Consider the following 26,758-nt stretch of genomic DNA (forward strand, 5'->3'; position numbering starts at 1 on the left):
ATGCAACAAAATCAAAATAATTTTACTCGTGGTTCACAGATTTTTGCTCATCAGATGAGAATGCTTGGGCAAGGCAGTATTAATGCTTTAACTATTGGATTAATATTTACTGTAGTTTGGCTAATGTGGCGTACATATCAGAAATTGTCCTTAGTAAGCTTATATTATTTTATCATAGAGCGATACGCACAATTAAAACTTGCCATAGGAGAGTATTTTTACCCTATAAGCCAAATAGGTATTAAATTCTATTATTTAGAACAAAAAGCTTGGGTTTATCGTAATGCTGAAGAATTTGTGCATAAATTTTGGCATGTTACACCGCATTCGCATAATATCAATCAATTTGGGCAATTCTTATTGCATTCAGCTTGGCCAGAAGGTATTATTGTTTTTACTATTAGCATGTTTACTGCCATCATCTTTTTTATGTATCGAGGTAAAAAAGCTGTTATACAAGATAAGATCAGGGGAGCAGATTTGGTGGAAGCAAAAACTTTAGCGAGAATGCTTCATAAAAACAAACAAGCTGCTAATATTTGTTTTTCTGGATTGCCATTAGTTAAAAATAGCGAAAGGAGGCATATTCTTATTACCGGTACTACTGGTAGTGGTAAAACTAATATGTTAAATGAGCTATTACCTCAGATTAGAAAAGAGCAAGGTAGAGCAATTATTGTTGATTTAACAGGTAGCTTTACTGATCGATTTTTTGATCCCAAATGTGATAAGCTACTTAATCCTTTGCAAGAGAATACAGAGCATTGGTTGCCTTGGAATGATTGTCATGAAATTTGGGATTATAATGATATGGCAAGTAACTTTAGTAACTATAATCCCAAATTAGATGATTTTTTTGCTAAAAGTGCTGAGTTGGTACTCGCTGAAGGATTAAGATTATATCAGGATAGTAAAGACATCAAAAAGCTAATAAATACTATTCTTTATGCAAATAATAAAGAATTTGCAAAAAGTTTTAAAAATAGTGCAGTATCTGGTATAATTAGCAGTAGTGCCCCTGAGACTTCTTCAGGTATTCAAGCAACTGTTAGTAAAAATATTGAAGTGTTGCAACATTTAAAGCCTAAAGGTGAGTTTAGTATTAGAAAGTGGTTTACTGCGGACAAAGGTTGGTTATTTATAACTAGTACTCCTAATCAAAGAGTAATGCTTCGACCACTTATTGCTGCATGGATTAGCATAGCGATAAAAGCATTAATGAATAGGAACATCAATAATACTCATAGTAATATGTGGTTTGTGATTGATGAGCTGCCAGCTTTACAAAAGATATCTTCACTCCCTATAGCTTTGGCTGAAAGCAGGAAATATGGTGGCTGCGTTGTTGCAGGTATGCAAAACATTCATCAATTAGAGGAGATATATGGTTCTGCTGGAACAGCTTCAATGCTTGATTTATTTGGTAGCAAATTTATTTTTCGGGTAAGTGATCAACAAACAGCACATAAATCAGCTTTAATGCTTGGTGAGCAAGAAATTATTGAAACTCAAGAGAATCTCTCTTATGGTGCTAACTCCATGCGTGATGGAGTAAATATGCATAGCTTAGAGAAAAGAAAATTATTAGTAATGCCATCTGAAATTATGAATCTAGAAGATCTTACCTGTTATGTAAAACTTGCGGGTAACATCCCAATTACTAAATTACAAATGAATTTACAAACTTGATTTAAATGCAAAAATATAGAAACCATTTTAATGGTATTTTTAAAAGATTTCAATTGTTTGATAGGGGATTACCTTATAAAGAAAAATCCTACTATAATGCCCCTTTAAATCGCTAATTTAGTCCGTCCGCCAAAACTCTACAGACCTTATAGATACTAGGTTTTAAGGCAAAAAGTAATAGTAAAATCCATAAGAAAATGAAAGGTTTTATATCAAAAGCTTATGGAAATACAAAAAAATGGCAACGAGAAAATTGAGTACGTTTTGGGACATAGTGTGTTTTTTGATACAAAAATTTAAAATTAGCCCTCAAAATCATAGTAATTTGCTCTAAAATTGCCCTGTTTTTGGAAATTAGTGCCACAAGTGATATTTTTTTGAGTTTTGGCGGACGGACTAATTTAGTATACGAGTTTTAGAGGTAAGCTGTGTATAAAAAACTTTTTTGTCATTTCAGAATTTTTTATAAATTATTTTTCAAACAGCAGAGTAAATTTTACAAGAAATATGTTTACTCTAAAGAACTAATAAAAGCTTCATCAAGACCGGTTACACTAGAAATTAAAGAAACATTACAACCTTGAGTTAACATTTTCTTTGCTACCTCTACTGCTTTATTATATTCCCCTTCAGCTTTACCTTCAGCTTTACCTTCAGCTTTTCCAATTTGGATACCTTTAGCTTCACCAATTTGGATACCTTTAGCCTCACCAACTTGTAAGCCTTCAAGAATACCTATTTCTTTCCCTTCTTGTTGCCAATGCTCTGCTAAACTTCTCATAAGCCTTGTTCCTATTTCTGGATTCAACTTTGTTGATAATAAATTCTCTAGCTTTATTTTATCAGCTTGCTCTATCTTTGTCAAAGTATAATATAATATCATTTCTAGATAATCATAACCTATCGTTATTTTGGTTAATTCCGGCAATATATCTGATATTTCTTGCCATCTTTTTAATAATTCCCTCTCATGTATATGCTTGAGAAAAAATTCTAATATTCCCGACCATATTCTTTGTTTAAACTCTTCATCTGGTATTTCATGGACATTCACTAATTGGTAATCATTAATCCATAATTCTCTTGCTAATTTGTTATTGGCAAATAAATCCCACAAATTCCTTGCAACATTATATTTCTCCTGACCATTGAAAAATATCATCGGGTATACCAACGGTAAAGTCTTAGCTTTAGGATTTTGTATTAAATATCGCTCACAAATATTAATCATATATTTAAAAAGCCTAAAAGCCATAAAATGATCTGCTTTTGATTGATGTTCGACAAGCAAAAATAAGTAGCCGTCTTGTTTATCAAATTTGCATGAGAATAAAACATCAGAGATAGAATCTTTTAAAGAACTTTCTACAAATGTGGTGTTCTCCATTGCTAAACTAGGAAAATCTATTAAACTTTTAATATTTGGGGGCAAATGTGCATTAAAGAACTCATGGGCAACTAGAGGATTCTCAAGTGCCTTACGAAATATCTTATCATGCTTAGCTTTCTTCTTATCCTTATCTGGATCACCCAGCAGGTTTCCTTGTTCACTCATATATTTACATTTTTTGAATTGGTAAAATATTATTACACTACACTCTAAACTCTTATTCCTTGATTTAGCTTGATCTCAGATACTTGCTTTACCGCACTTCTTATTTCTTTACCTATTTCTGAGCTTGGACTTACATATTGCATTACTTGTTTATCTCTTCCTATGGCATTTAAGTAATCTTCAGGGACTAGATGGCTTTTGCCTTGAAAATCATATACTACTATATCAGAAAATTTCTTATCACCAAGATTATAATTAGGATTAAATTTATTCTTCATAATTTGTAAATCTTTCTGTATCTTCTGCTCTATTGCTGCTATGCAAATCTTGTTACTGTAGAGCAGACAAGAATCTATACCTTTTTCTCTGTAGATTTGTATTGCGGTATTGATATTCTCTGCTGTGCCAAACTTTGCTAAAGCTTGTATTTGCTGTTGCTGCAAATTATTTAGTCCGTTATTATCGTTATTTACCATTTTTGAAAATAGTAATTCTATAGACTGAAATTGTGATTTTCTATCATCACTTGCTTTTAAGGATGATTTAAGTTCAGCTACATTGCTAGCTACTGTTAATTTTGCTATTTCAGGCTCTAGAAGATTTCTAATAGATTCTGCTCCTTGAGATTTTAGCACATCATTAAAATCTCCTGTCTCGAGTGGTCGTATTATTGCTACTGCTGCTCCTTTGCTAATTAATTCGTCCTGAGCCTTAATTATGGTACGAACTGATACTGCGTCTTTGCCGTCATTATCGGCAGCAATTATTATTCTCTCTCCTTTGATAGGCTCATAGTTCCTGATGTTATTTACACCTAAACTACAAAGAATTTTGCCTTTAATACCAGCTTCCCCAATGCTTAAAGCCGTCTCTACCCCTTCTGCTATAATCGTTATATTACTAACTGAATTATTGCCATCTTTACTGCTTTGTACATTCCTGCTTTGTACGTTCTGCTGTTCGTTATTTTTATTAATTTCAACAAAAGAACCTCTGATTCTACCAAATGAACGTTTATTAACTTCTATACTCGCTTTTGCCCCTGTTTCTTTATTTAAATAAATAGCTTGACCTCCGGTAATATTGCCATCTTTATTTCTTACAAAAGCAATTAATGCAGGATAATATTGTTTGCTATTACTGTCCCACATCATATTGGTTCTAAGATCATTACTTAGTTGGTATCTTGTTAATACTTCTTTAATTCCACGATGTTCTGATAAATATCTTTTTGCTACATTATTTGGCATAACATATTTTATAGAATCTGATTTTTCATATAATCCTATAGCTCTCTTAATTTTTGCTATTTCAGCATATTGCTCTGTTTGAGTTTTAATTTGTTGATTTTTGTCTGCTGCTAAATTTGCTGCTAGATCTTTACCTCCGTTGGTTGACATACCAACCATATCTTGTAAATATTTCTTAGCTTCTACAAAATCACAATTTTTTTCTCTTTGTACTAAGGTAAATAGATCTCCTCCCTCGCCTTTACTAAAATCATACCATCTGCCGGCTTTACTGCCATGTATCTTCATCACTATTTTGCCATCTTTCTCCCAGCGGAGTAACTGGCTATTTGATAAATGCTTATTTGGACTACCTAGTAAATTTCTTCCTATTTCTTCTGCTTTAAATGATAATCTTTGCTTTAATTCTACAGCTTCTTGTTTATTAACAGAATTATAATCTATTTTTTTCTTGACCATAATATCCTCTTGTAACTTAACACTTATTGTTGTATCTTGTTTATTACAATTCGTAAGGTTATAAGAAGAGCTTTTTTGCTCTTCTTGGGCTTTATGGCTTGTGGCAAAATTTGAGCTAGTGCTTCTTAGGATTTCTAGTACTTTAGCCGGTGGCTCTGACTTTACTTTTGGTTGGTAATAGTTATCATTACTATGTAATCTATCCTTAATATCTTCTACTATCCCTTTAAACCAATTACCTACTTTATCTATAATATTAGGACTCTTATTTTCTTGATCTTGAATCGCTACTAATTCTTCTAAAGTTTTAAAGTTAATGCTAGATAGCCTATTATCTATTTTACTAAGTTGTGATATTAAACTTGCTATATTTCTTGTATTGTCCTTATTATAGTAGAGTTTTACCTCTTCTATATGTCTAGTCATGGCTACATAAGAATTTCTGCTATTTCCTGCTAAATTATGTAATACATAGACATTTTTAATTGAGGCTCCTTGTGCTTTATACACTGTAGAAGCATAGCCATGTTTAAAGCTTACATCTTGAGGATTAAATTCTATTTCTTTCCCGCTATCTGTTTTAGCAATAAATTTATCATTACTTACTGAAGTTATCGTTGCAAATTCACCATTTTCTATTTGTAAATCTTTATTTGTACTTTTAAACAAAATACGATCTCCTGCCATATAATCTTCATGCTTTTCAGATGATAGATAACGTCTATATTCTTTACCGGTAAGTAAGCCTCTAGCTTTTAGTAACTCCCTGATGCCTTGATTAATACTATCTACTTCAGCATTACGCATGGTAATTATTAAACGCTCATTTAGAGCAAATTTGCTGTTGCTCCAATCATTAATTAATCTTGCCATTGATTCTTCTAGCGTATGATCAATCTTTAAACCATCATGTTGTGCAAGTAAACGCAAGCCACCAGTAATATCTGATCTTGCAAAGCATGAAGCCATTTCTCTTGCCCATGCTTTACTCTGTCTTCTAATTCTACTTAACTCATATGAGCCAAATTTACTAGCCAATACTGCAAACATTCCTCCTCGCTCAACGGAAGTGAGTTGTCTCTCATCTCCAGCCAGTATTAGATTACAATTGTTACTCCTTGCTACTTTTAGTAATTCTAAATAATCACTATTACCTACCATCCCTGCTTCATCTACTACTAGCAGGCTATTTCTTGGTAGATCAGCTTTGCCATTATATAATTTAAATAAAAATCCTTTTACTGTATAACATTGCCGGTAACCTTTACTTTTAAGCTCTGATGCTGCTTTATGAGTAGGACTAAGCCCTATAATATTTTGCCCATGATTAGTGGCAATTTTATAAGCCTGCACAAGTACTTGTGACTTACCGGTACCGGCTCTACCTTGTAAAATCCTAATCCCTTGATTATTAATTAAAATATGCTGTAGACTTTCTCTTTGTGCTTCATTAACACTTGCAAGATTATCGATAGCACTTTTAAGCTTAATAATATTATTAAAATGAATCTGGTTATTTACCTTATATGCTATTCTAAGTAACCTTAATTCTTCATCCCTTATGTCTTTAGTAGTATAGTATTTAGTATCCGTGCCATCTTCATTATATAGTTTTACCAGCCTATCTGAATTTAATACCTCCCTTATTAGTTTTGACTTTTCTACTTCTTCTGGAATCTCTTTTATTGCTTTTTCTATATCCAATTTAGTAAAAATAGCTTGATGACGAATAATACGATTTAACACTCCATCACTATTTTTAATAATTTCCAGATGAGCTAATTTACATATTTTATTTTGCTCAGCTATTTCATTGATAATACTTCGCATTCTAGTAGGACCAACATGCTGCTGAGGCATAAAACTTATCGGGTCTACTTGGATTTCTAAACCTAACTTAGCAAAATATTTATTGATTACTTCTTTAACTCTCTTATGTATTATTTCCTCCTCTGGGATAATGAATGCTTTGCCCTTAACTTTGGCAAATTTAGGATTTAAATCTACTGCCTTAGCTCCTAAAGATTTACCATCTTCTGTGAATCTTCTGGTAGTAACAAGCAAATGGGCATGCCAATTCTTATCTCCATCATGTGGCTGATGAATATCAATTTGAACTCCTAGACCATTCTTTACCCACCCCATCTCTTCGATTATTTCATGAGTAATGGCTATCCTATCATTTAAATCTAGCTCTTTATCATCAGGCAGTGCTATAACTATATCTTTTAATAATTGACTATTTTTTCTTGTCTCTAGACGTTCTACTTCATTCATCAAGACCCTTGGGTCTTTAAATCTTTTATCTACATAATTAGGCAATAATACTGCATGGTAAACATTATCGCCTTTTTTGCTAAAATTATAAGTAACGTTAGTTCTCTCATCTTTAATAATCAGCCTGGCATTATAGGCAGCTTTCAGGCAAGCATTTCCTCCTGAACTCCTACTCACTATTTCTATTCTTGCAAACTGTATTGCCATGATTCTTCTTATGATTATTACAATCCTGCATTACATTAGCATGAATGTTTTTCATCATCCATTGAATCAGCACAAATAAGCAAATAATAAACCTTCAGGTTTATATATTGCGTTAACCTCGCTCTAAAGAGCTTTGTTAAACCAAAACTTACGCTATGTTTGATATAATGCCCATGAATTAAGGGATATTATGAAGTGCTTCACTATAAAACATTGCTGTGTAATAAGAGTTTTTAGCATATTTGCTATAACATAGCGTAAGTTTTGAAACCTTTGTTGCTTACGTTCCTTAACTAAATATTTGTCTTTATTGATCTTAGTTTTGCTGGTTCGGTTAGGTATGGGGATTATCTTGATCTTGAATGGCTTTTTTATTCCATCACTAATCTTAGACTATGCAATCTTAGAGTTGTATCCAACATTAGTCTGTTTTAGAAAAAAATTTGTAGAATTTCTGTAGCACTTATAATTATGAAGTTGACTTCCACAATTTATTGATGATTCATGATGATTATAACAATAAAAAATGAAAACTATCTATATGGATAATGTCATAAAACGTAGATTGAAATTAGAACAAAAAAAAACTCAAATTATTACTGAAGAAGCAAGACTTAAAATTCAAGAAAGAAAAGCTCGTACTCGTCGTTTAATTGAAATCGGCGGCTTAGTTGTTAAAGCTAAACTTGATGATTTACCCACTAACAGTTTACTAGGAGCTTTTGTTTCTTTAAAAGAAAAATTAATACAAAATCCTAATATCCAAGATCACTGGACTAAAATCGGCAAAAATATTTTTGATCAAAAATTAAATAATTAACGTCCATTATCTTAATGGGACTGTTGAAAAAGTTTTAAGTAATTTAAATACATTATAGTAAAATAAATTAAAAGTTATACTATATATGCTTATTTATCAAAACTACAGTGGTTTATACAAACAAAATGACTACAAAAATACTTTTTCAACAGTTCGCTGATATTAATACACATAACACTTTCAGGAGTTTCGCATTTAGCAAAATTGCGTATCAGCTAAAAGCCATCCGATGGATAGTCCACTTTTCGCTTTTCGCATGTTCCGTTACGGCAATCCAAATGATGACAAAGATTCTCAAGTATCTGCTCATATGCAAGGAGTTGTGACATAGTCCAATTAAATCGACTCAAAATATTATAGGCATTATTGATGTTAATATTAATATAAGCTGTATTAAACCTATAATTAGAGAGTAACTTTCTTAATCTTGTTTCCTGTGTCTTTTTATATTCATCGTGGTTTGCTGTACCAAATTCTGCTATATTATGCATCTCTCTGCTACGTATTTGTATTTCTATATTACGTTTATAGATATTAATTATGACATGTAAGGAACGGTAGCCATTATCCTTAGGATTAGTAATATAGTCTTTAAACTTCTTTACATCAACAGAATAAATATTGTAAATAATATCTAATACTTTATAACAGTCTTCTTTTTTATTAACTATAATCCTAAAAGCAATTAGGTCCTTCAATTCTTTCACAGTGGTAGCTTTTTTAAATATCTTCTTTAAAACAGAACAAGGAGATTTTAATCTGTAATGTATTTCAGCAGCTATATTAGCTTTATATAGTTTAGTGCTAATAGCAGCTATGATATTATGTAAATCATTAGTATTTATATCTTGCATAATTAACATTTATAATAAATTATAATACGTTTGTTATAAAATAATCAGCTTTTGATCCCTGTAATTAACTATTAACTCCACATTAGTACACTAAACTCCATAAAGAGATATAACTCTTGGAACTTTACTTTTAAATTTATGGAGGGAAAAAGCTGATTATTTTACAGTAACTTAAGTACAATATTTAACTCCCTGACCTTACTAATTTGGTAGAATGTATTAAAACTTAAATTAGAATTATTACAACTCTTAAAAAAACAGTAAGTATTATACATAAGTAAAAAACACGTAGATATTAATGTAAAAATTTATCTATTAAAGACCTCTGAAAATAACTGAATTAAGTAGTCAATAATAAGAAAGAGATATTAATGAAGAGATTATAATCATTAAGAATTATTAGAATGGATATATTTACAGTTGTTGGAAGAGACAGATTAAGTAAAGATAATGTACTTAAGTTAGAACAAATAATTAACTGGAATCAAGTAAGTAATTATTTAAAGAACAGTAAACTGAGATCTGACTTAGAACCTGTCTTGAAAGACTAATTATCTAATTACATAGTACTTCAACATGTTACTTTTTTAGTACTATTTTATGTCTAAAAAATTTACATGTTTTAGCAAAATTACTGTTTTTTATATAGATTTTAAACTGTTTGTTATGAATTAGTGTATTATTGTTGTTATCAATCCACTTTCAAGACAGCCTCTTAGGCAGGATTGGTTATAGCGAGTGATTGTTATTTAAATGTATCCTATTAGGACAATTATATAATTTAACGTGAATAGCGAATTAAAATAAGTCAAGAATTAAGGAAAGAGTCGATAGACGGTTTGTTAGGTAGTAACTGGTAATTGATAAGAGAAGCGATCATGTGAGAGAAGGCATTTTTGACTGATCCATATATGACGATGTCTTTTAACCTTATAGAATAATAATAGTTTAAATAAATTAGATTTTATGGAAGATAAAGACTATGTGTCCGCAAGAAATATATGAAAAACATTTACGTGTAATTAACAATATTAGATTTACATCAAGAGAAATAGATGTAATAGCATGCATTATGCATGGGAAGAACATAAAAGGAGTAGCTAATTTTTTATCAAATGAGGATAAACAGGTTGAGACAAGAACTATTGAAAGTCATATTTCTAACATCAAACGGAAAATAGGAACAAATGTTCGAGAGGGCATTATAAACTTTATGGAAAAGTCCGATAAATATAAACTAATACAAAGTTACTATTTAAGTTTATTAATTCAACAAGAATTTAAAAAAAACTTAAAGGAAATTTTAATATTAACAAAGCCTTATAATATATCTTTTTTTATTGTTTTGCAGATGCTAGGAAACAATGATTTAAACTGGATGATTTATAAGATACGTAGGGATTTACAACTTGTAGGCATAACAGTTTTTATAGAACTGCGAGAATATTCTGATAATGTTCCTATAGTTCTCATGCATAAGGGGACACATGGCGAAGATAAAAAGCAATGTACTATCTATGTTTTATCTGTAAATAAAACTAATATACCTAAACGACAATCTATTGTTATGTCTAATGATCAGGATATATCTAAAGTATTTTTCCTTACAACACAGGAAAAACAAGGTTTAGAATTTTTACCTAAGCGAACTAATTTTGAATATATTAATCTTTCTCTATCCAAACAATATCATTTTATTTTTTTAGAAATTATCACAAAAGTTTTTTCTAATACAAATGTAGAGAATATTATTGTTAAGTTCAGGGAAAGATATAATAATATTATGTCAAATCAGACTAGTTTAGTTGCCCCTCACTCCTATTTGACAGACAAAAATATTCAAGCTAAAGTTAGGAATATTTATTTACCAATAGTTGGTGTATTGGTTTTGATTATTTGTGGTACTTATCTTTTAATATTTGACCCAGCTGTTAGAACAACGGTTAAAAGTCAAAAAGCAGAAATGCCTTACCTTAAACCACAAGAATCAATAATATTTCCTAAGAATGTGACTACTTGGAATATACCTAGACAAGATAACGTTTTTGTTGGTAGAGAAAAATTATTGAATAATTTACACAATAAATTACGTCAGAATCATACACCAGAAGGAATAAGTAATGTGGCAATTAGTGCATGTGCTGGACTTGGAGGAATTGGAAAAACACAATTAACTTTGCAATATGTCACGCACACAAAACATCCGTATACATTTAAAGCTTGGTTTCCTGCAGAGAACATTGATGATTTGTATAATAAATATATTGAATTCGCTAAGCTATTAGGATATACAGAAAACATCTATACAAAAGAAAACATTATCGCTTATGTTAAACAATGGCTAGTTGATAATCCAGGATGGCTTTTAATTTATGATAACGTAAATAACTATCGTGAAATTGCACCATTTTTACCAGAAACTGGGGGACATGTAATTTTAACAACTCGTCAACGTCATTGGCCAACAAAATTTTCAATATTGCCCATTGACGTCATGACAGAAGAAGAATCTATTAAAACAATAAAGACTTTAATACAGCGAAATGTGGCATTAGAAGAAGAAAATGCTATAAGGGAATTAGTAGAAATTTTAGGATATTTACCCTTAGCACTAGTACAAGCTAGTGCTTATATTAAGCAAAAACATATTGCTATTCCAGAATATTTAGACCTTTACAAGAAGTATGAATCAGAATTATTATCAGATAATTCTTTTTTAGAAGAGACAAATAATTATAGTTACCCAGTGGCAGTAACCTGGAACATTACCTTAGATGAAATTGTTAGAGATACTAGAATTAACAATGAACCACCAATAGCTATTGAACTTTTAATAGTATGTGCTTACTTAGCACCAGACAAAATCTCTCGAAAACTATTGCTTACATGGCTGCAAACTGCTCATCCTGATTTATCATCGCCAGAATTAACATTAAATAAACATATTGCTCTATTATGGCAATATTCCATGATCAATTATGATAACGATAATAATATTTCCCTCCATCGTCTAGTACAAACAGTTTTACGTCATCAGTTCGATAAGATACTAAATAAAAACAATAATATGTATCCTACCTTAAATTTAAGGTGGTTTGAATCCCTATTACAATTTTTTATAGATAATGAGCAAGAATTTAAACTAACTAATTCTTTTCAACAAATTATTGAAACTAGTCAGCACTTTAAAACTCAATTTCAGGATAAATATAATGAAAATCTTATAAAAATGGATTTGATGGTTGCTACAATCTACTATTATCAAGAAAAGTATACAGATTTTCTAAAGATACTTGATCAGGTTAATGCATATTTGCAGAAAATTGACGGCTTAGAAATGTTAAAATGTGAAATGCTAGCCTTATATTCAGCATATTTTTATAAAATCGGTAATTATCATGAGGCTGAAGAAAAACTAAATAAAGCATTTGATGAGTACAATAATATAAAAATAAATAATTCAGAAAAAGACAATGATATGAAAATATTGAAGGCAAGATTAGTGTATCATAAAGCCAATCTTGTCTTAGAGAAAAGTAAAAAAACAGATAAAACTAATATAAATACACTAGAAATAGAGAATGCTATTAAATCAATTCAAGAATCAATGATTTTATTTAAGGCAGCTAATAGAACTAAAGGTTTTTTATTATCAATTAGATTGTATGGACAACTACTTATTTTAACTAACCAAGTGGATAAAGTAATAATAGAGTTTAATAAATACAATAACTTAATTGAGCAAACATCTGATTACATGATAAAAATGCTTTTTTATATAACTTATTCAGATGCTTATTTTAGCAAAGGCGATTTCAACAAAGCTTTGGAATATTGTGGTAAAGCTAAACAACAAGCAGAGAAATTACATCTTAACAATAAATTAAATTATCTTAACAATCAAGAGAAAACTATTAAAGCATCACTGCAATAAAATTGAATAGCATTCTATAGTTAAGTAAATTCAATTAGGTATAATAAAGAGTATTAAGTCCGTCCGCTAAAACTTAAGAAAATATCGCTTTAGGCACTAATTCCCAAAAATAGTGCGATTTTAGAGCAAATTACTATGATTTTGATGGCTGATTTCAAATTTTTGTATCAAAAAAACACCATATTTTCCAAAACGCACTCAATTTTCCCATTGCGATTTTTTCTTATTTCCATAAGCTTTTGATATAAAACCCTTCATTTTTTTATGGATTTTACTATTACTTTTTGCCTTACAACCCTATTGCCTACAAGGCTTGTAGAGTTTTGGCGGACGGACTATTAAAGATATTTATTGCATAATAACAATTTACCGTTATTGTGGAGTAAGAGGAGAGAATGGGACTGTGTTATTATATAAATTTAATTTTTTGTAATTTGTAGTTATATTTAAACAATGTGTGTGTAATTGTCTTGCAACTTTTGGTATTTTGAGATAAGTAGCAAGAGCTAAGAAGACCTGTAAAGTTTCTAAAATTGTTTTCTGTTCTTTTTTATGGGTTTTAGCTCCTATTGTTTGTACATTATGTAGCCGATCAAATAACTTAATTAATAGCAACTCTTTTTTCTTCTGCTGATATAATATTTTAACCACTTCTGCTGCACTAATTTTTTTATCCTTTTTAACTCGTGTTAAATCTTCAACTTGACCTGCGATTTTATAGCCAAACTCTTTTACTATCATTTCTTTAGTAAGTAATGTATCTTCAATACAATCGTGCAATATGCTAGTTACTATGATATCTGTTCTAAATAAATAATCAGAAACCATGTATGCTACTTCTAAAGGATGTGAGTAATAGAATTCTCCTGTTTCTCTCTTTTGCCTGCCATGATACTTTTTAGCAAAATAAATTGCTTTTTTAATTTTATTAAGATCAACCATGTTCTTAGACATCTTATTAATAAGCATGATCTTCGTTAATAGCCTTTTACTATATCGGCAATTTGATAGATCTGTAATTTTTATTTTGTCTAGCTCAAGATCTATACCTTTAGGTAAATTTAACTTTCCTGTAATAGGATCTATAGTTTTTTGATGATTTTCTTGACTTCTTGCCATATATCCTTCCTTACTATAATTTACTTAAGTGTAGCAAGTGAAGTACAATAATCAAGAAAATCATCATTATTAGTTAATACATAATCATCAAAACCTTATCAATATCAACATTATGTATCATAAATCAGATCATCAAGAAGAGGTAACTTAATTGGTATATTACAGACAATAGTAGTACTTTTACCTTTTTCACTTGTTACTTCAATCTCTCCATTTAGCTCACTAATTAGACGCTTTACAAAACTTAATCCTGATCCAAGTCCATTATATTGCATAGCAACATCAAATTTATCAATCTTTTCATGAAGATGTTGCCTGATTTCTTTAGACAAACCAACACCACTATCATGCACCATAAATTGGAATACCATTTCTCTGTTTTGTTGTTCTGATTCTGAAACGGCTGGACTAATAGCAAACATGTTCACTGTTACCACAACTTTACCTTCTTTAGTAAAGTTAATAGAATTATCTATTAACTGCTCTAATATTGCCCCTATTCGATAAGTATCACTAATTATAGCATTTGTTAAATCATACTGAAAATTACAAGATAAATTTAATCCCTTACGTTGAGCTATTGGCATCGCTTTATCAATAATCTTATTTACCAACTGTTTTGGATCAAACTTATTAAAAACTATAGGAGGTAATCCTGAATTATTCTGTAAATAACTAAGTATATTGTTATAATAATCCAGTAATTCTTCAGCACAATTTACCACACTAGCTAAATAATCCTTTTTTTCAGGATGATCCTCTATTTCATAAAGGGCTGTTACTAATGAAAAAATCCCATTACATGGAATCTTTAATCCATGTACCATATTTTGCACCACATCTCTTTTAAATAACTCAGATTCTTTCAATTTATTATTTGCTTCTTGTAACTCTAATTTATATTTAATTATATCAGTATAATTTGTGATCGTCGAGTTAATGATATTCTCTTCTTGCTGATATGGTATTAATGTGACAGATATGGGAGATAATTGAAGATTCCAATTTGTTTTAGTAATATTATGATTATCTTTTGGTTGATTTTGATTATTAATTGTCATAGCATCTCCTTGCTGTTAAAGTTCAGAAAACAGCTCAGAGGTTAAAGTGCTAAAATTTTGTAGTTTTTAATTTAACCTCTGAACTAGAACTGCACCACGGCTGCTCTTAACAAGGACAGATATCCTAACTATTCCATGAAGTACAGAGGATTTAAGAGCTTTTTTGACAGATTTCTACACAATTTAATAAAGAGCTGCATAAATGAGACACAGCTAAATTACTATTATTTGTTAGCTCAGATCTTTGTCTATTACATACAAATCAAAACTAGTATTAATGATGTTACAGAAAACATCAAGAATTCCTTGAAAATCCCTTGTAATACAGTATTTTGCTGGCATTTAAACCTATTTTATACTATAATTTAGTATAAATATTTTAATAATAATTTCATGTCAGTAAAGAACTCAGATAAATCACAACCATTCCTACAATGGGTTGGTGGTAAAAGAAAAATTGCCGATCAATTAATTAAGTTTCTTCCATCAACACTGAATAACTACTATGAACCATTCCTTGGTGGTGGGGCTTTATTTTTTCAAATTAGAGATAAATTTAAACAATGCTATTTATCTGATATTAATCTAGAGCTAGTAACTAGCTATAACGCAATAAAGAAGAATCCAGATAAGGTCAGTAAACTATTAGACTCTCATAAAGAAAAACATTCCAAAGAGCATTATTACCAAGTTAGAAGTAATAATGATAGTAATGACCCAGCAAAAATTACTGCAAGATTTATCTATCTTAATAGATATTCATTTAAAGGCATTTACCGGATTAATATTGATGGGAAGCCAGCTCAAACTTTCTCTGGTAGAAACTATAGTAAATCTGATATTGCTTCTCGATTAAAACAGTGTAGTCAGCTTTTAGCTGACACATCTATTTGTGCTATGGATTTTTCTTTCATTGAACCACAACAAGATGATTTTGTTTATTTTGATCCTCCTTATCATAAATCAGGTGAGAAGTTTTATACCAGATTACCCTTTGATGAAAATGAGCAAACGAGACTTAAAGATTTTGCTACAGAACTCAATGATAAAAATGTTAAAATAATGGTTTCTAATAGTAATACTCCCTTTATTAGAAACTTATACAAAAATTTTAATATTAGTACTATTAAGGTTAAATATTCTATGCCTGAGCACAATAAAATATCTGATGAAGTAGTTATTACAAATTATCAATTACCACAATAGCTTAGTTATATTCAAACTTGATTAATTCAAAGCAATAATCTTGAGTCTTAAAAGCTTCTTCTAGATCTTGCATATGACGATTTCTAACATAGTAATCATTAAAAGCCGTTGTTGATTTAAGGATTACCTTGTTGTTGACTATATCTTCCTCTACCACTACTAATTTACTTAATACCCCAAAATCAATATATTGGTTATAACGTTCAATAAGAAATTTCCGTGCCCTGTACCATATTGAATTAGGATTTAATTGCTTGCTAAGCTGCAATAGGTAATTTTGTTTTTCATCTTCAGTATTATTATGCTTAGCTTCAAGCTCAGCAAATGGTATGATTTGTAATTGCCCAATATTACTGCCATAGATCATTCGTACTTGCTGTAGTATTTTATCTTGGCTATGTTCTGAAAGCGTAATGTTTTTAAGCAATTTTATTTGATAGCTATTACCTACTACCCCAATAAAGTAGCAAGAACTTAGTAATTCATAAGCTGTATCAGGATCAAAACTACCAACAATTTTACGTTTTAGCTGAGCTTGCTTGCTAGTATCAAGGCTACTTTCTATCTTATCTAGATGTCGGTCTTTGGCTTTGTTTACATCGCTAGATTTAAACTGAAATGTAGTGCTGTTGGCTTTAGTAGTTTCTCTGAGCTCATGAGCTAAAGCTTTAGCCATATAGTTCAGTAGGACTTTCTTATGACCAAAATGATATTCTGGATATTGTTCTGCTAGCTTCAATAAGAGCTTATTGATGAAATTAAGATTAAATTCTCGATTTGATTTTACCTGTAATAAATCGGCCTCTTCTTGAGTTAAGGGATGGAAATCTATTAATTTTTTTCTTTTGAACCAGCCTTTATTCTTTACAGATTCTACTGCTGAATCATTATTAGCTGGTGATGCTATTTGCTTACATCTTGCCTTATCCACCTTATCAAGCACTGCTTGCAATGCCTTATTAATCTGTAATGGACCAACGATAAAATCACTTTTGGCTGTTTTGGTATTTTCACTCTCTTGCTGATTATTAGCCGATCTTGTTGTTGCGAATTTTAACTCTTGTGCAAGCTTTTGTTGTTGTGAATATTGTAGTAATTGTTGATTTTGAACAGTTTCATTTTGTTCATTTTGAAAAATTATAGATTTGCTATATCTAGATTTATTAGATATATTTTTATTATTATCTATATATATGTACTGGTCCAAACTTTTTTGGGGTTGAGGCAAAATTTCTTTGGGTTTCACCCCAAATTTATTTTGAGTTAAGCCCAAATTTTTTTCATTTTCATTGAGAATTTTTTGAGAAAATGGCTGGAAATTTCTAGCCAGCTTAATACAAGGAGTATTGCGGCATTTAATACCATATTTAATAATAGTTGCTTTATAAAACTTAATGAAACCACTCTTTTCTAATTCAATTAGGCACTGTCTGACACGTTCTTGACAAACTCCTAAGTGTTCTTCAAAGAAATGATAGGTTTCCTGAAGTTCGTCGATACTATTGTTATAGTAGATTTGCAAGCGGAAGACTATTAGAGATAGGAGTTGTCTTGAGGTTTTACTTAAAATTTTACCATTACTAGAGGATAGGTTACTCCATTCAGGAGGAATAAAATTACCAACAAAATTGTAGAAAATGATTGAATTTTGATTACCATGATCATGTGTTACACAATCATTAGTAAAATGTGATGAGCATATAGTGTGCATAAGACCTCAACTTAAACATCAGGTTTAGTCAAGGTAGTAAGAGAATTAGAGTACCATTTTTAAAAACGCGATGAGCATATAGTGAGCATATGGAGTAGGGAGGTAAAATTAGTAGATTACAAAAAGCTTGACTGTATGCTGGTGGGCGATAGAGGGGTTGAACCTCTGACCTTTACGATGTCAACGTAATGCTCTAACCAACTGAGCTAATCACCCTTATAATTTTTTTAATCTTTATGTAGTTTTGGCTTTATCGAATTATGGACATTATAATATTTACAATTAAGATAAGTGTCAATTGATTAGTTCAAGTTATATGTTAAAAAGATTATATAGAAGGCAAACTTTGGGAACTATTATTTAGCTATGGATAAAAAAATAGTTATATTGCATACATTTATTAAAAAAACAGAAAAAAACTCCTAAAACAGCTATTTCAATAGCTAAAACTTAAGATTAAAGGAAGGTTTTAATGAAAAACTTTGATGAATTTAAAAAAGAGTTATTATCAAACCCTGAAGAAAAAAACTTATGAAGAACGAAAAATGGAATTTAAGATAGCAAGCACTTTAATAAAGGCTCGTCTTGCATCTAATATGACTCAGACGGATGTTACTAAAAAATGTCTACTTTTCAAGCTCAAATAGCAAGAATGGAAAGCGGACATCATATTCCTAATTTCTTAAGCCTTCAAAAATACGCTAAAGCTGTAAATCAAAAAATTAATTTGTTGATTACCCCATAGGAGGGTGTACTACTAAATCTATATGTAGTTTTAACCCTTGTTTTTTTTAAAATTCATTAATGTACTAGATTTCAAGCCTTATTTCCATTATTTATAATATTTTATTATTTAGTCTATAATTTTATGGTGGATTTAAAAACTAAAGCCTTTAATATTTCACAAAATTTCACTATTTCTCTTGACGGTCCTGCTGCTTCAGGTAAAGGGACTATCGGTTTAATACTGGCTAAGAAATTTTCTCTTAAATATTTTCAGTCAAGTATTGTTTATAGGCAGCTTGCGTTTGACTGTATTAGTCAAAAAATAGATGTTACTGATATAGATGCGGTAATTGCTTTATCTCAAGAATTAAAACTCGACAATAATTTTGACTTAGAGAATGAGAATATAGGAAATATAGCATCGCAAATTGCCGTAATAAGTGAAATTAGAAATAATCTAAACAAATATCTGATGCATCTAGTAAAAATAACACCTAGAATGATTATGGAGGGTAGGGATATAGGCACCGTTGTTGCACCTGACGCCGATTTAAAGATTTTTATAACCGCAAATCCTCAAATTAGGGCGGAAAGACGATATAAGCAGTTGCAAGCAAAAGGGAAAACATGTATACTCGATGAGATTTTACGGCAAATAATTTTGCGAGATAAAAGAGATAAAGAGCGAAAAGCTGCACCGTTATTACCGGCTTCAGATGCTTTAATTATCGATACTTCAAAGCTTTCAGCTATGGAAGTCGTAGAAGAAGTAACAAATTATATAAAGAATAAAATAACTTGAAAAAGTGCTAGATTATTTTATTCGATTTTATGGCGTTATTGCATGGCTAGTATGTCATACCCACGTAGGCGGGGATTCAGTAACTAAAAGGTCAAAACACACTGAATTTTTAACATTAAAAGCTTAAATAGTTTCGCTTTTTCTGGATTCCCACCTACGCGGGAATAACATAGAACGCTTTTTTTAGCCATGCAAGAGCATCCAATTTTATTAACCTTACAAAAAAATTTTATTAGCCTAGGCACTTTAGCTAATATTACGAGAAGAATATGTCAATAAAACTAAAACAACGATTTGTTCCACAACTTGCAGCAATGAATCACGAATTTGAAGAAGATTTCTCTAAAATGCTTGAAACCGTTGATACAAGTCATATAAAAGAAAAAACGGTAGTTAAAGGTCAAGTAATCGAAATAAAAAACGATATAATTATTGTTGACGTTGGATTAAAAAATGAAGGTAGAATACCTAAGTCTGAATTTTTAGCTTTACCTGAAGTTGGGGACGTAGTTGAAGTTTTCATCGAGAAAATTGAAGGACGTAACGGCAGAACGATATTGAGCCGTGAAAAAGCAGTTAAAGAAGAATTATGGGGACAACTAGAAATCATGTGTTCCAAGGGCGAATTTGTCGACGGTACAATTTTCGGTCGTGTAAAAGGAGGCTTTACCGTGGATTTATCTAGTGTAGTAGCATTCTTACCAGGGAGCCAAGTTGACGTTAGACCTATTAAAGATCCTACTTCTATAATGAATATCAAGCAACCGTTTAAAATTTTAAGTATGGATAAAAAGCTTGGTAATATAGTAGTTTCAAGAAGAGCTATTTTAGAAGAATCACGTTCTGAAGCTAGAGATGAGATGCTATCTAAAATTAAAGAAGGCATGGTATTAGAAGGAACCGTAAAAAATATTACTGATTACGGTGCGTTTATCGATCTTGGAAGTGTTGACGGTTTATTACATTTAACCGATATTTCTTGGGGAAGAGTTAACCATCCTTCAGAAGTGTTAGAATTTAACCAAAAGGTTAAAGTAATGGTTATTAAGTTTGATGAAAAAACCAAAAGAATATCACTCGGTATAAAACAACTTGATTCTAACCCATGGGAAGCAATTAAAGAAGCATTCCCCGTCGGTAAACAAATGACCGGTAAAGTTACAAATTTTGCTGATTACGGCGTATTTATAGAATTAAAAGACGGGCTTGAGGGACTTGTTCATTCAAGCGAAATTAGTTGGTTAAAATCTAATCAAAATCCTAGAAAAACGTTAACTATAGGGCAAGAAGTAGAATTCGTAGTTTTAGAGGTCGATACTGAAAAGCATCGTGTTTCTTTAAGTATTAAACAATGCCAAGAAAATCCTTTAACAAAGTTCGCTGAAAATAATCCTGTCGGTACTATAATTAAAGCACCGATTAGAAATATTACGGATTTCGGTATTTTTGTTGCACTCGGTAATAATATGGACGGCATGATTCATGAAGGTGATATTAGCTGGGAAGATAAAGGAACAGATCTATTAAAATCATACAAAAAAGGTGACGAAATAGAATGCAAAGTTCTAGCCATTAATATTGAAAAAGAACAAGTTAGTTTAGGTATAAAACAATTGTCGCCGAATCCATATCAAGAAATCAGTGATGAATATAAAAAAGGCACAATAGTTAAAGCCCTTATAACAGAAGTTAAAGATGAGGGACTCAAAGTATTATTAAACAATAAAGTAACAGGTTTTATTAAAAGAACTGAACTATCGGATGAAAAAGACGAGCAGAAGCCTGAAATGTTTCAAATAGACGAAGAAATAGAAGCAAAAGTTATTTCTATCGAGAAATCCACCGGTAGAATTTTATTATCGGTAAAAGCTCATAAAATAGCAGAACGTCAAAAAGCTCTCAAAGAATATGGTTCTAGTGATAATACTACCAATATGGGAGATATACTTGCTAATGTTTTAGAAGATAAGAAGTAATAATCTATAAGTCATTGCGAGGAGAAACTGTAAATTTCAACGAAGCAATCTCAGGAGTTCTATGCTACTTCATGAGATTACCACGTCGGTTATTAAAATAACCTCCTCGTAATGACAAAAAACTACTTAATTCATCAATTTCAGGAGAAAATATTAATGTCGTATGTACCGATCGTAATTGAACCAACATCACGCGGTGAACGTGCTTATGATATATATTCAAGATTACTAAAAGAACGTATAATCTTTGTATGTAGTACTGTTGAAGATCATATGGCAAACTTAATTGTTGCACAATTATTGTTTCTTGAAGCAGAAAATCCTAAAAAAGATATATATATGTATATCAATTCCCCCGGAGGAGTTGTAACCGCAGGTCTTGCGATTTATGACACAATGCAATATATAAAACCTAAAGTGGCTACATTATGCATAGGTCAAGCTTGTTCTATGGGCTCACTTTTACTGTGCGGGGGCGAGAAGGGGATGCGTTATAGTTTACCTCACAGTCGTATTATGATCCATCAACCGTCAGGAGGTTATAAAGGACAAGCTACCGATATAGAAATCCACGCTCAAGAAACCCTAAAAATCAAAAGGTTACTTAACGAATTGTATAGTAAACATACTGGACAAGAGTTAAAACATATCGAAAAAAGTATGGAACGTGATAATTTCATGTCACCGGAAGAAGCAAAAAAATTTGGATTAGTAGATAATATAATGTCTTCTAGAGATGCTATGGCATTGTTAGCAAAATAAAGATTAAATTTTATAGATTTAGTTTTATTATTATAGTATAAAGATAGTATAAGAGAATTATAGTCAAGTCAGTGGGATTTGCACACCAGGAGCGAAGAGTTAAGCCTAACTAATAGGAGAACGATGAGTGACGATGCAGGTGAGTTCAAATCAATTGACTATATTGGGGTCATAGCTCAGTTGGTAGAGTGTTTGAATGGCATTCAAAAGGTCGGGGGTTCAACTCCCCCTGGCTCCACCATGTTTTATTGCTATTTCAATTTATAAATACTTCACACAGTAAATATATTATAAACTAAGGACTTTTTGCTTTTCAAAAAAAGTTAGATACAAGACAAAATCCTAAATAGAAAAACTCCGAAAAAAGTTTTTTCAGTTTATACAAATTATGAGACTTATGCAAAAGTTACATCCGATCCTGATCAAATGCCTAAAGTTGTTATTGATATGTGGCAAAAAATATGGCATATGGATATGGCAATGTTAGGAGGGGAAAAAGCTTACATAGCTGACTTTGAAATATATGATGAAAGAAGTAGTGATCCACATAATGCAATAGTTGATATTTATATTGGCATTAACTTAAACTAGACTATATGCTTTATCAGCAAGTTTTAAAAATAATTCATTTTTCTATTCCATCCTCAAGATTCCAACAGATAGCTAAAACAAGCTGGACAAAATACCAGCTTCTAACCTCTTGTAACTTAAAGCCAAAATAATTTGCTGCAAATTTTGTGTATTGCTCAGTATTCATGGCAAAAATCCATACTTCATTTATAGGATATCCAATTACTACTTTAGGGTCAATGACTACCCATTGCGTATCATTTTGTAATATATTCTCATGATGTAAATCACCGTGAAGTAAAATTTGAGGTTCAGGATTGTGAAGAAGTTTATCTCTCAATTTTCTTGCCTTTTGTAAGTAAGTTTTAGGCAAATCCCATTCTTGATCCAAAGCTTTCAGCTGATCCTTGATATTAGGGAATTGGTGCATTTTTGGTATAGATGCTCTGTGCAACTTGCTCATAACAGAACAAGCTATAGTAATTTGGTTATCTGATGAATATTCTTTTAAGGCAATACCAGATACCGCTCTCTCAAGTAATAAAGCATTATCTTTTTGGGCCAGAATAGTTGCAGCATCAAACCCTGAAAAAACTTTTAAAGCTTCCGCTTCGTTTGTTAGGTCTTTAGCAGCACAGCTTAGTTTCAATATAATAATAGGCTTATTATTTTGATACCCTGATAGAACATAATTGAAAGATAAATTATCCATTCTCTAGCTAATTCTGCTACAATTTCAGGTAATTTTTCACGCCAGATTTCCCCTGGCTCTTTATATATACTAATTATAATGACATTATGCCGGCAAAAAACAGCATTATTTTTACGGGACAACTAATTATTGGATTGGTTTTATAAATAATGAACCGTTTTGTTTTATATTATCGGATAGCCTTGAAAAAGACCACAATTTATCTGATATTCAATGAAAATATTTGTCTAAATCAGGTCATACGATAACTCTTGATTTCGGTATAGGTAATAAAAACTTCTTAGGCCAAGGGCTTGCTAGCTCTACTTTAGCAGCTTTTATAAAATTTTACCACAAATATATTGATCCACTAAGCGATACTTTCTTTATTGATCCTGATGAAAATAAGCCGCGGGCTATACGATTACCACGCTTAAACACCGCCCAAAAGCTTTCTATCGTGTTTGTGGACACAGACTCTCTTATATATTTACCTAATTGTAAGCTCCCCATTCATCAGATAAAATAGTTGCCCCTATTAGAATATTATTTATTGCAATTTTTTCTATGGTCTTTGAATTAACCTTTGTTATAACTTGAGCCTTAGCGTTACCGTTTCTCTCTATCATGCCGATTACAACGGTTTTTGTCTTTGTGCTGCGACCTTGTGTACCTTGAGTTTTTTTATTGTGATGTTTGTTCTTTTCTTTACCACCAATATACGTCTCATCTATTTCTACAGTGCTTTTTAAAGGAATACTAAAACTTTCTAGTTTAGTCACTTCTCTAATCCTATGAAAAGCATAAACCATGCAGTTTTTTGGGTAACATTAATATCTCTTGAAAGCTGTAATGGTGATAAACTTTTTTTTACGTAGTAACTTGCAAAACTGCTGTAAACCATTTCTTTAAAGAAATCTTACTATTTTCAAAAATTGTGCCGACTTTGATACTAAAACGCTTTTTATATGCCGAACATTTGTGATTCGTTCCATCCGCATAATGAACAATCTTTTGGTTGCCGCAATACGGACAATAAGCTCCGTTAGCCTAACGTATATCAGTAAAATAATCTATGCACTTTTGTTCAGTATCGAAACAATTGAGGTTATACAAGATATATAGTTGCCTTAATTAATTATTTCTAAAGATATTATCTTCGTATTTTTTTCTATAATATATTTTGTAATTCTCATTTCTTATATCATTAAACCATTGGTTTTGTTGTTTTTTAATATAATAATTTAGGGAATTAGATTTACTTTTACTAGTTTGAAAATTATCTTCACAAAATTTTGAAAAACCTGATATTAAAGTTTCTACTCCATTTAGTCTCAGATTTTTTCTCAAGAAATTGCATAGAAAAATTAGTAGGATTATTATGTTTTAAATAAAATTGTTTATATTTCTCATGAATTTTATTTTCTTTTTTTATTTGTTGTTCTGAAAAAGATAATTTTCCCTCTAATAATTTATGAATTTCGGTACAATCGCCCCAAATTTAATATTCATAGAATTAATTAATTTTAGCAGGAACCGGTATCATAATACTACTTCTATATCTTGTATTGCCACTAAAAAGTGATTTTTTTTGAACTTTGTTATTATTTACTGGAATTGTATCTTCTAAAGCCCCTTCATTATTATTTAGATAACTATGTAAGGATGCTTTATAAAGAGCCATATTACTTGCTATTTTAACTACATCTTGTTTATATTTAAACCCTAAAGAATGTGTAGCTGAATGATAATGAGCTATCGCCTTGTGCCAGCTCCCTAGCTGATCATATTTTGAACGCAAAAATTCTGCACCGTAACGAATGTTATTATTTGGATCAAATGCCTGTTCAAGGGAATTAAAAGCCCCTAAATGATGCCTTAAGTTAATCTGCATGCATCCGACATCAATACTCTCTCGCCCTTTTATAAGCTCTATTCTAACAAAACTTACAGCTTCTCTTTTTGTGTTAAAATAATAGCCTTTTCCTTCAACATTTACCGTCCAAGGCCATACTACTCTAATTTTACGGGTTGTATGTTTTTTTCCCGATTCTTTTAAAGCTATTGAATGTAACGTATTAGATGGGATATTAAATTTTTTTTCAAAGTAAGGAAAAAGTTTTGAACATTTAAAGGATTCAGCTATTTCAGGATCGGCAATAGCCGGCTTAGAGAAGAGAATAAAGGATAATAATAGGAGTAGTATGGTTTTAACGTTATTGCGAGGGAAATTACGGAGTAATTGACGAAGCAGTCCAGTAAAAAATTCTGATTTACAGAATTTTTTTATTGTTTTGCTGGATTGCCACGCTCCTTGTAGTCGCTCGCAATGACAATTTTGGCATAATTCCCAAACCATACCGGCAACGCTAAAATAACTTGAGTTACAATAAGATAAACTAGCATACCATAACTTATCTTATGAAGCAAGGGAAGTTATAGCATTTAAGAGGTAAAAGGATTAATCTAAATCCCAAGCAGCATCATTAGTGTTTTGAGGATTACCTAATATATCGGATACCATATCCAACAAATTATTAATATCGCCTCCTGTCGCTCGAACAAGATTACTTATTTGTGTTACAAAGTCTTCAGCAGTGCTACCTTGAGGATTAGTAGTCCCATCTAAAGCTTGCACTCCGGCATTAATTAATGTTACTAAATCCTTAGCTTGCATACCTAAAATAGTATCTTCTGTACCACTCTCTCCTCTATTAGAACTATTAGAAGATTGTGGTATTTCCTCTCTGTTAGCGTGAGCAGTTGCTTGATGAATCAAAGCTGCAAGTTGTTGATCGTTAAGATTATTTTGTTCCTTTGACATTTCCGGAGATATAGTAGAATCATCCTCAGATAGATCAAATTTTTGAACTAATTTCGGTAATTCAACAAGAAATTCATCATAATATGGTTTGTTTAAACTCCATTCTCTTCCATTTTGCTTGATTTCATTTATAGTTTCTTAAGTAAAGTTATATAATGAATATTTATTCATAATTTGATCCCTTTGTAATTATTGGTTAAATTTATATTTAAAAACCACGAAGCATGGTATTTTTAAAAATGCTTTAAATTGTTAGGTCCTGTAC

Annotated in this window: 20 protein-coding genes, 2 tRNA genes and 3 pseudogenes; 12 read left to right on the plus strand and 13 right to left on the minus strand. The window is 31.0% G+C overall.

The annotated features are described in order from the left end of the window. Positions 1 to 1,689 (plus strand): type IV secretion system DNA-binding domain-containing protein, encoded by a 1,689-nt coding sequence (locus tag ACPKKV_RS05100; RefSeq protein ID WP_008579926.1) that lies wholly within the window; start codon positions 1 to 3, stop codon positions 1,687 to 1,689. A gap of 511 nt (positions 1,690 to 2,200) precedes the next feature. On the opposite strand, the gene ACPKKV_RS05105 is transcribed toward ACPKKV_RS05100, so the two are convergent. Next, positions 2,201 to 3,244 carry an Rpn family recombination-promoting nuclease/putative transposase gene (locus ACPKKV_RS05105; RefSeq protein WP_045798999.1) on the minus strand — a complete coding sequence of 348 codons (1,044 nt, stop codon included), beginning with the start codon at positions 3,242 to 3,244 and terminating at the stop codon, positions 2,201 to 2,203. 44 nt (positions 3,245 to 3,288) lie between these two features. Beyond that, a complete protein-coding gene (locus ACPKKV_RS05110) occupies positions 3,289 to 7,437 on the minus strand; it encodes an AAA family ATPase (RefSeq protein WP_392506558.1) in 4,149 nt (1,382 codons plus the stop codon). A 526-nt stretch (positions 7,438 to 7,963) separates the two neighbouring features. On the opposite strand from ACPKKV_RS05110, the gene ACPKKV_RS05115 reads away from it, so the two are divergent. Next, positions 7,964 to 8,257 (plus strand): conjugal transfer protein TraD, encoded by a 294-nt coding sequence (locus ACPKKV_RS05115; protein ID WP_008579929.1) that lies wholly within the window; start codon positions 7,964 to 7,966, stop codon positions 8,255 to 8,257. Between the two features lie 215 nt (positions 8,258 to 8,472). Here the strand turns inward: ACPKKV_RS05115 and ACPKKV_RS05120 are convergent, their stop codons facing one another. Beyond that, on the minus strand, positions 8,473 to 9,111 hold the full coding sequence (locus ACPKKV_RS05120) for a RelA/SpoT-related domain-containing protein (protein ID WP_392506560.1): 639 nt from the start codon (positions 9,109 to 9,111) through the stop codon (positions 8,473 to 8,475). Positions 9,112 to 9,515: 404 nt separating this feature from the next. On the opposite strand from ACPKKV_RS05120, the gene ACPKKV_RS05125 reads away from it, so the two are divergent. Next, a complete protein-coding gene (locus tag ACPKKV_RS05125) occupies positions 9,516 to 9,662 on the plus strand; it encodes a hypothetical protein (protein ID WP_008579931.1) in 147 nt (48 codons plus the stop codon). Between the two features lie 257 nt (positions 9,663 to 9,919). On the opposite strand, the pseudogene ACPKKV_RS05130 reads toward ACPKKV_RS05125, so the two are convergent. Beyond that, positions 9,920 to 10,015: pseudogene (locus ACPKKV_RS05130) on the minus strand (IS982 family transposase); the annotation flags it as partial. Between the two features lie 78 nt (positions 10,016 to 10,093). On the opposite strand from ACPKKV_RS05130, the gene ACPKKV_RS05135 reads away from it, so the two are divergent. Continuing rightward, entirely contained in the window at positions 10,094 to 13,045 is a 2,952-nt protein-coding gene (locus ACPKKV_RS05135; RefSeq protein WP_008579932.1) for a DUF7779 domain-containing protein, read from the plus strand. Between the two features lie 372 nt (positions 13,046 to 13,417). Here ACPKKV_RS05135 and ACPKKV_RS05140 read toward each other — a convergent pair whose 3' ends face one another. After that, a complete protein-coding gene (locus ACPKKV_RS05140) occupies positions 13,418 to 14,164 on the minus strand; it encodes an HD domain-containing protein (RefSeq protein ID WP_008579933.1) in 747 nt (248 codons plus the stop codon). A 110-nt stretch (positions 14,165 to 14,274) separates the two neighbouring features. Beyond that, positions 14,275 to 15,225 carry a sensor histidine kinase gene (locus tag ACPKKV_RS05145; RefSeq protein WP_008579934.1) on the minus strand — a complete coding sequence of 317 codons (951 nt, stop codon included), beginning with the start codon at positions 15,223 to 15,225 and terminating at the stop codon, positions 14,275 to 14,277. Between the two features lie 393 nt (positions 15,226 to 15,618). On the opposite strand from ACPKKV_RS05145, the gene ACPKKV_RS05150 reads away from it, so the two are divergent. Further along, entirely contained in the window at positions 15,619 to 16,431 is an 813-nt protein-coding gene (locus ACPKKV_RS05150) for a DNA adenine methylase (protein ID WP_011477104.1), read from the plus strand. Position 16,432: 1 nt separating this feature from the next. Here ACPKKV_RS05150 and ACPKKV_RS05155 read toward each other — a convergent pair whose 3' ends face one another. Both ACPKKV_RS05155 and ACPKKV_RS05160 read right to left on the minus strand, forming a co-directional pair. After that, positions 16,433 to 18,142: a hypothetical protein gene (locus tag ACPKKV_RS05155; protein WP_008579937.1), complete on the minus strand. Its 1,710-nt coding sequence runs from the start codon at positions 18,140 to 18,142 to the stop codon at positions 16,433 to 16,435. 139 nt (positions 18,143 to 18,281) lie between these two features. After that, positions 18,282 to 18,358 (minus strand) — tRNA-Val (locus ACPKKV_RS05160). A 256-nt stretch (positions 18,359 to 18,614) separates the two neighbouring features. On the opposite strand from ACPKKV_RS05160, the pseudogene ACPKKV_RS05165 reads away from it, so the two are divergent. The 6 genes and pseudogenes from ACPKKV_RS05165 (at position 18,615) to ACPKKV_RS05190 (ending at position 22,999) form a co-directional block, all read left to right on the plus strand. Then, positions 18,615 to 18,887, plus strand: a pseudogene (locus ACPKKV_RS05165) (helix-turn-helix domain-containing protein). Between the two features lie 123 nt (positions 18,888 to 19,010). Beyond that, on the plus strand, positions 19,011 to 19,670 hold the full coding sequence (gene cmk, locus ACPKKV_RS05170; protein ID WP_392506561.1) for a (d)CMP kinase: 660 nt from the start codon (positions 19,011 to 19,013) through the stop codon (positions 19,668 to 19,670). Positions 19,671 to 19,939: 269 nt separating this feature from the next. After that, the gene (locus tag ACPKKV_RS05175) at positions 19,940 to 21,646 is read left to right on the plus strand and encodes a 30S ribosomal protein S1 (protein ID WP_392506562.1); all 1,707 of its coding nucleotides are present in this window, start codon (positions 19,940 to 19,942) and stop codon (positions 21,644 to 21,646) included. A 156-nt stretch (positions 21,647 to 21,802) separates the two neighbouring features. Further along, entirely contained in the window at positions 21,803 to 22,408 is a 606-nt protein-coding gene (gene clpP, locus ACPKKV_RS05180; protein ID WP_392506846.1) for an ATP-dependent Clp endopeptidase proteolytic subunit ClpP, read from the plus strand. 165 nt (positions 22,409 to 22,573) lie between these two features. Continuing rightward, positions 22,574 to 22,649 (plus strand) — tRNA-Ala (locus ACPKKV_RS05185). A gap of 98 nt (positions 22,650 to 22,747) precedes the next feature. Continuing rightward, positions 22,748 to 22,999: a GyrI-like domain-containing protein gene (locus tag ACPKKV_RS05190; protein ID WP_392506848.1), complete on the plus strand. Its 252-nt coding sequence runs from the start codon at positions 22,748 to 22,750 to the stop codon at positions 22,997 to 22,999. A 34-nt stretch (positions 23,000 to 23,033) separates the two neighbouring features. On the opposite strand, the gene ACPKKV_RS05195 is transcribed toward ACPKKV_RS05190, so the two are convergent. Next, on the minus strand, positions 23,034 to 23,690 hold the full coding sequence (locus tag ACPKKV_RS05195; RefSeq protein ID WP_392506563.1) for an aminoglycoside phosphotransferase family protein: 657 nt from the start codon (positions 23,688 to 23,690) through the stop codon (positions 23,034 to 23,036). A gap of 223 nt (positions 23,691 to 23,913) precedes the next feature. Between ACPKKV_RS05195 and ACPKKV_RS05200 the strand changes: the two genes are divergently transcribed. Then, entirely contained in the window at positions 23,914 to 24,198 is a 285-nt protein-coding gene (locus ACPKKV_RS05200; protein ID WP_424492212.1) for a hypothetical protein, read from the plus strand. On the opposite strand, the gene ACPKKV_RS05205 is transcribed toward ACPKKV_RS05200, so the two are convergent. The 4 genes and pseudogenes from ACPKKV_RS05205 to ACPKKV_RS05220 all read right to left on the minus strand — a co-directional run bounded on the left by ACPKKV_RS05205 (position 24,164) and on the right by ACPKKV_RS05220 (position 26,625). Further along, positions 24,164 to 24,451, minus strand: coding sequence for a transposase (locus tag ACPKKV_RS05205; protein ID WP_392506564.1), 288 nt, complete (start codon positions 24,449 to 24,451; stop codon positions 24,164 to 24,166). The genes ACPKKV_RS05200 and ACPKKV_RS05205 overlap by 35 nt on opposite strands. A 352-nt stretch (positions 24,452 to 24,803) precedes the next feature. Continuing rightward, a pseudogene (locus ACPKKV_RS05210) lies at positions 24,804 to 25,167 on the minus strand (DUF2532 domain-containing protein); the annotation flags it as partial. Between the two features lie 18 nt (positions 25,168 to 25,185). Further along, positions 25,186 to 26,028 carry a lytic transglycosylase domain-containing protein gene (locus tag ACPKKV_RS05215; protein WP_392506566.1) on the minus strand — a complete coding sequence of 281 codons (843 nt, stop codon included), beginning with the start codon at positions 26,026 to 26,028 and terminating at the stop codon, positions 25,186 to 25,188. Positions 26,029 to 26,130: 102 nt separating this feature from the next. Continuing rightward, a complete protein-coding gene (locus ACPKKV_RS05220; RefSeq protein WP_392506850.1) occupies positions 26,131 to 26,625 on the minus strand; it encodes a hypothetical protein in 495 nt (164 codons plus the stop codon). Positions 26,626 to 26,758: the final 133 nt, after the last annotated feature.

The sequence above is a fragment of the Rickettsia finnyi genome (assembly GCF_049668125.1).
Classification (GTDB): Bacteria; Pseudomonadota; Alphaproteobacteria; order Rickettsiales; family Rickettsiaceae; genus Rickettsia; species Rickettsia kotlanii.

What these genes read in the sequence shown, in the direction of transcription:
- ACPKKV_RS05175 (WP_392506562.1), top strand. Translation starts at nt 19,940, where the DNA reads ATGTCAATAAAACTAAAACAACGATTTGTTCCACAACTTGCAGCAATG.
- ACPKKV_RS05155 (WP_008579937.1), bottom strand. Translation starts at nt 18,142, where the DNA reads ATGCACACTATATGCTCATCACATTTTACTAATGATTGTGTAACACAT.
- ACPKKV_RS05120 (WP_392506560.1), bottom strand. Translation starts at nt 9,111, where the DNA reads ATGCAAGATATAAATACTAATGATTTACATAATATCATAGCTGCTATT.
- clpP (WP_392506846.1), top strand. Translation starts at nt 21,803, where the DNA reads ATGTCGTATGTACCGATCGTAATTGAACCAACATCACGCGGTGAACGT.
- ACPKKV_RS05110 (WP_392506558.1), bottom strand. Translation starts at nt 7,437, where the DNA reads ATGGCAATACAGTTTGCAAGAATAGAAATAGTGAGTAGGAGTTCAGGA.
- cmk (WP_392506561.1), top strand. Translation starts at nt 19,011, where the DNA reads ATGGTGGATTTAAAAACTAAAGCCTTTAATATTTCACAAAATTTCACT.
- ACPKKV_RS05115 (WP_008579929.1), top strand. Translation starts at nt 7,964, where the DNA reads ATGAAAACTATCTATATGGATAATGTCATAAAACGTAGATTGAAATTA.
- ACPKKV_RS05145 (WP_008579934.1), bottom strand. Translation starts at nt 15,225, where the DNA reads ATGACAATTAATAATCAAAATCAACCAAAAGATAATCATAATATTACT.
- ACPKKV_RS05215 (WP_392506566.1), bottom strand. Translation starts at nt 26,028, where the DNA reads ATGGTTTGGGAATTATGCCAAAATTGTCATTGCGAGCGACTACAAGGA.
- ACPKKV_RS05150 (WP_011477104.1), top strand. Translation starts at nt 15,619, where the DNA reads ATGTCAGTAAAGAACTCAGATAAATCACAACCATTCCTACAATGGGTT.
- ACPKKV_RS05125 (WP_008579931.1), top strand. Translation starts at nt 9,516, where the DNA reads ATGGATATATTTACAGTTGTTGGAAGAGACAGATTAAGTAAAGATAAT.
- ACPKKV_RS05135 (WP_008579932.1), top strand. Translation starts at nt 10,094, where the DNA reads ATGTGTCCGCAAGAAATATATGAAAAACATTTACGTGTAATTAACAAT.
- ACPKKV_RS05100 (WP_008579926.1), top strand. Translation starts at nt 1, where the DNA reads ATGCAACAAAATCAAAATAATTTTACTCGTGGTTCACAGATTTTTGCT.
- ACPKKV_RS05195 (WP_392506563.1), bottom strand. Translation starts at nt 23,690, where the DNA reads ATGGATAATTTATCTTTCAATTATGTTCTATCAGGGTATCAAAATAAT.
- ACPKKV_RS05105 (WP_045798999.1), bottom strand. Translation starts at nt 3,244, where the DNA reads ATGAGTGAACAAGGAAACCTGCTGGGTGATCCAGATAAGGATAAGAAG.
- ACPKKV_RS05140 (WP_008579933.1), bottom strand. Translation starts at nt 14,164, where the DNA reads ATGGCAAGAAGTCAAGAAAATCATCAAAAAACTATAGATCCTATTACA.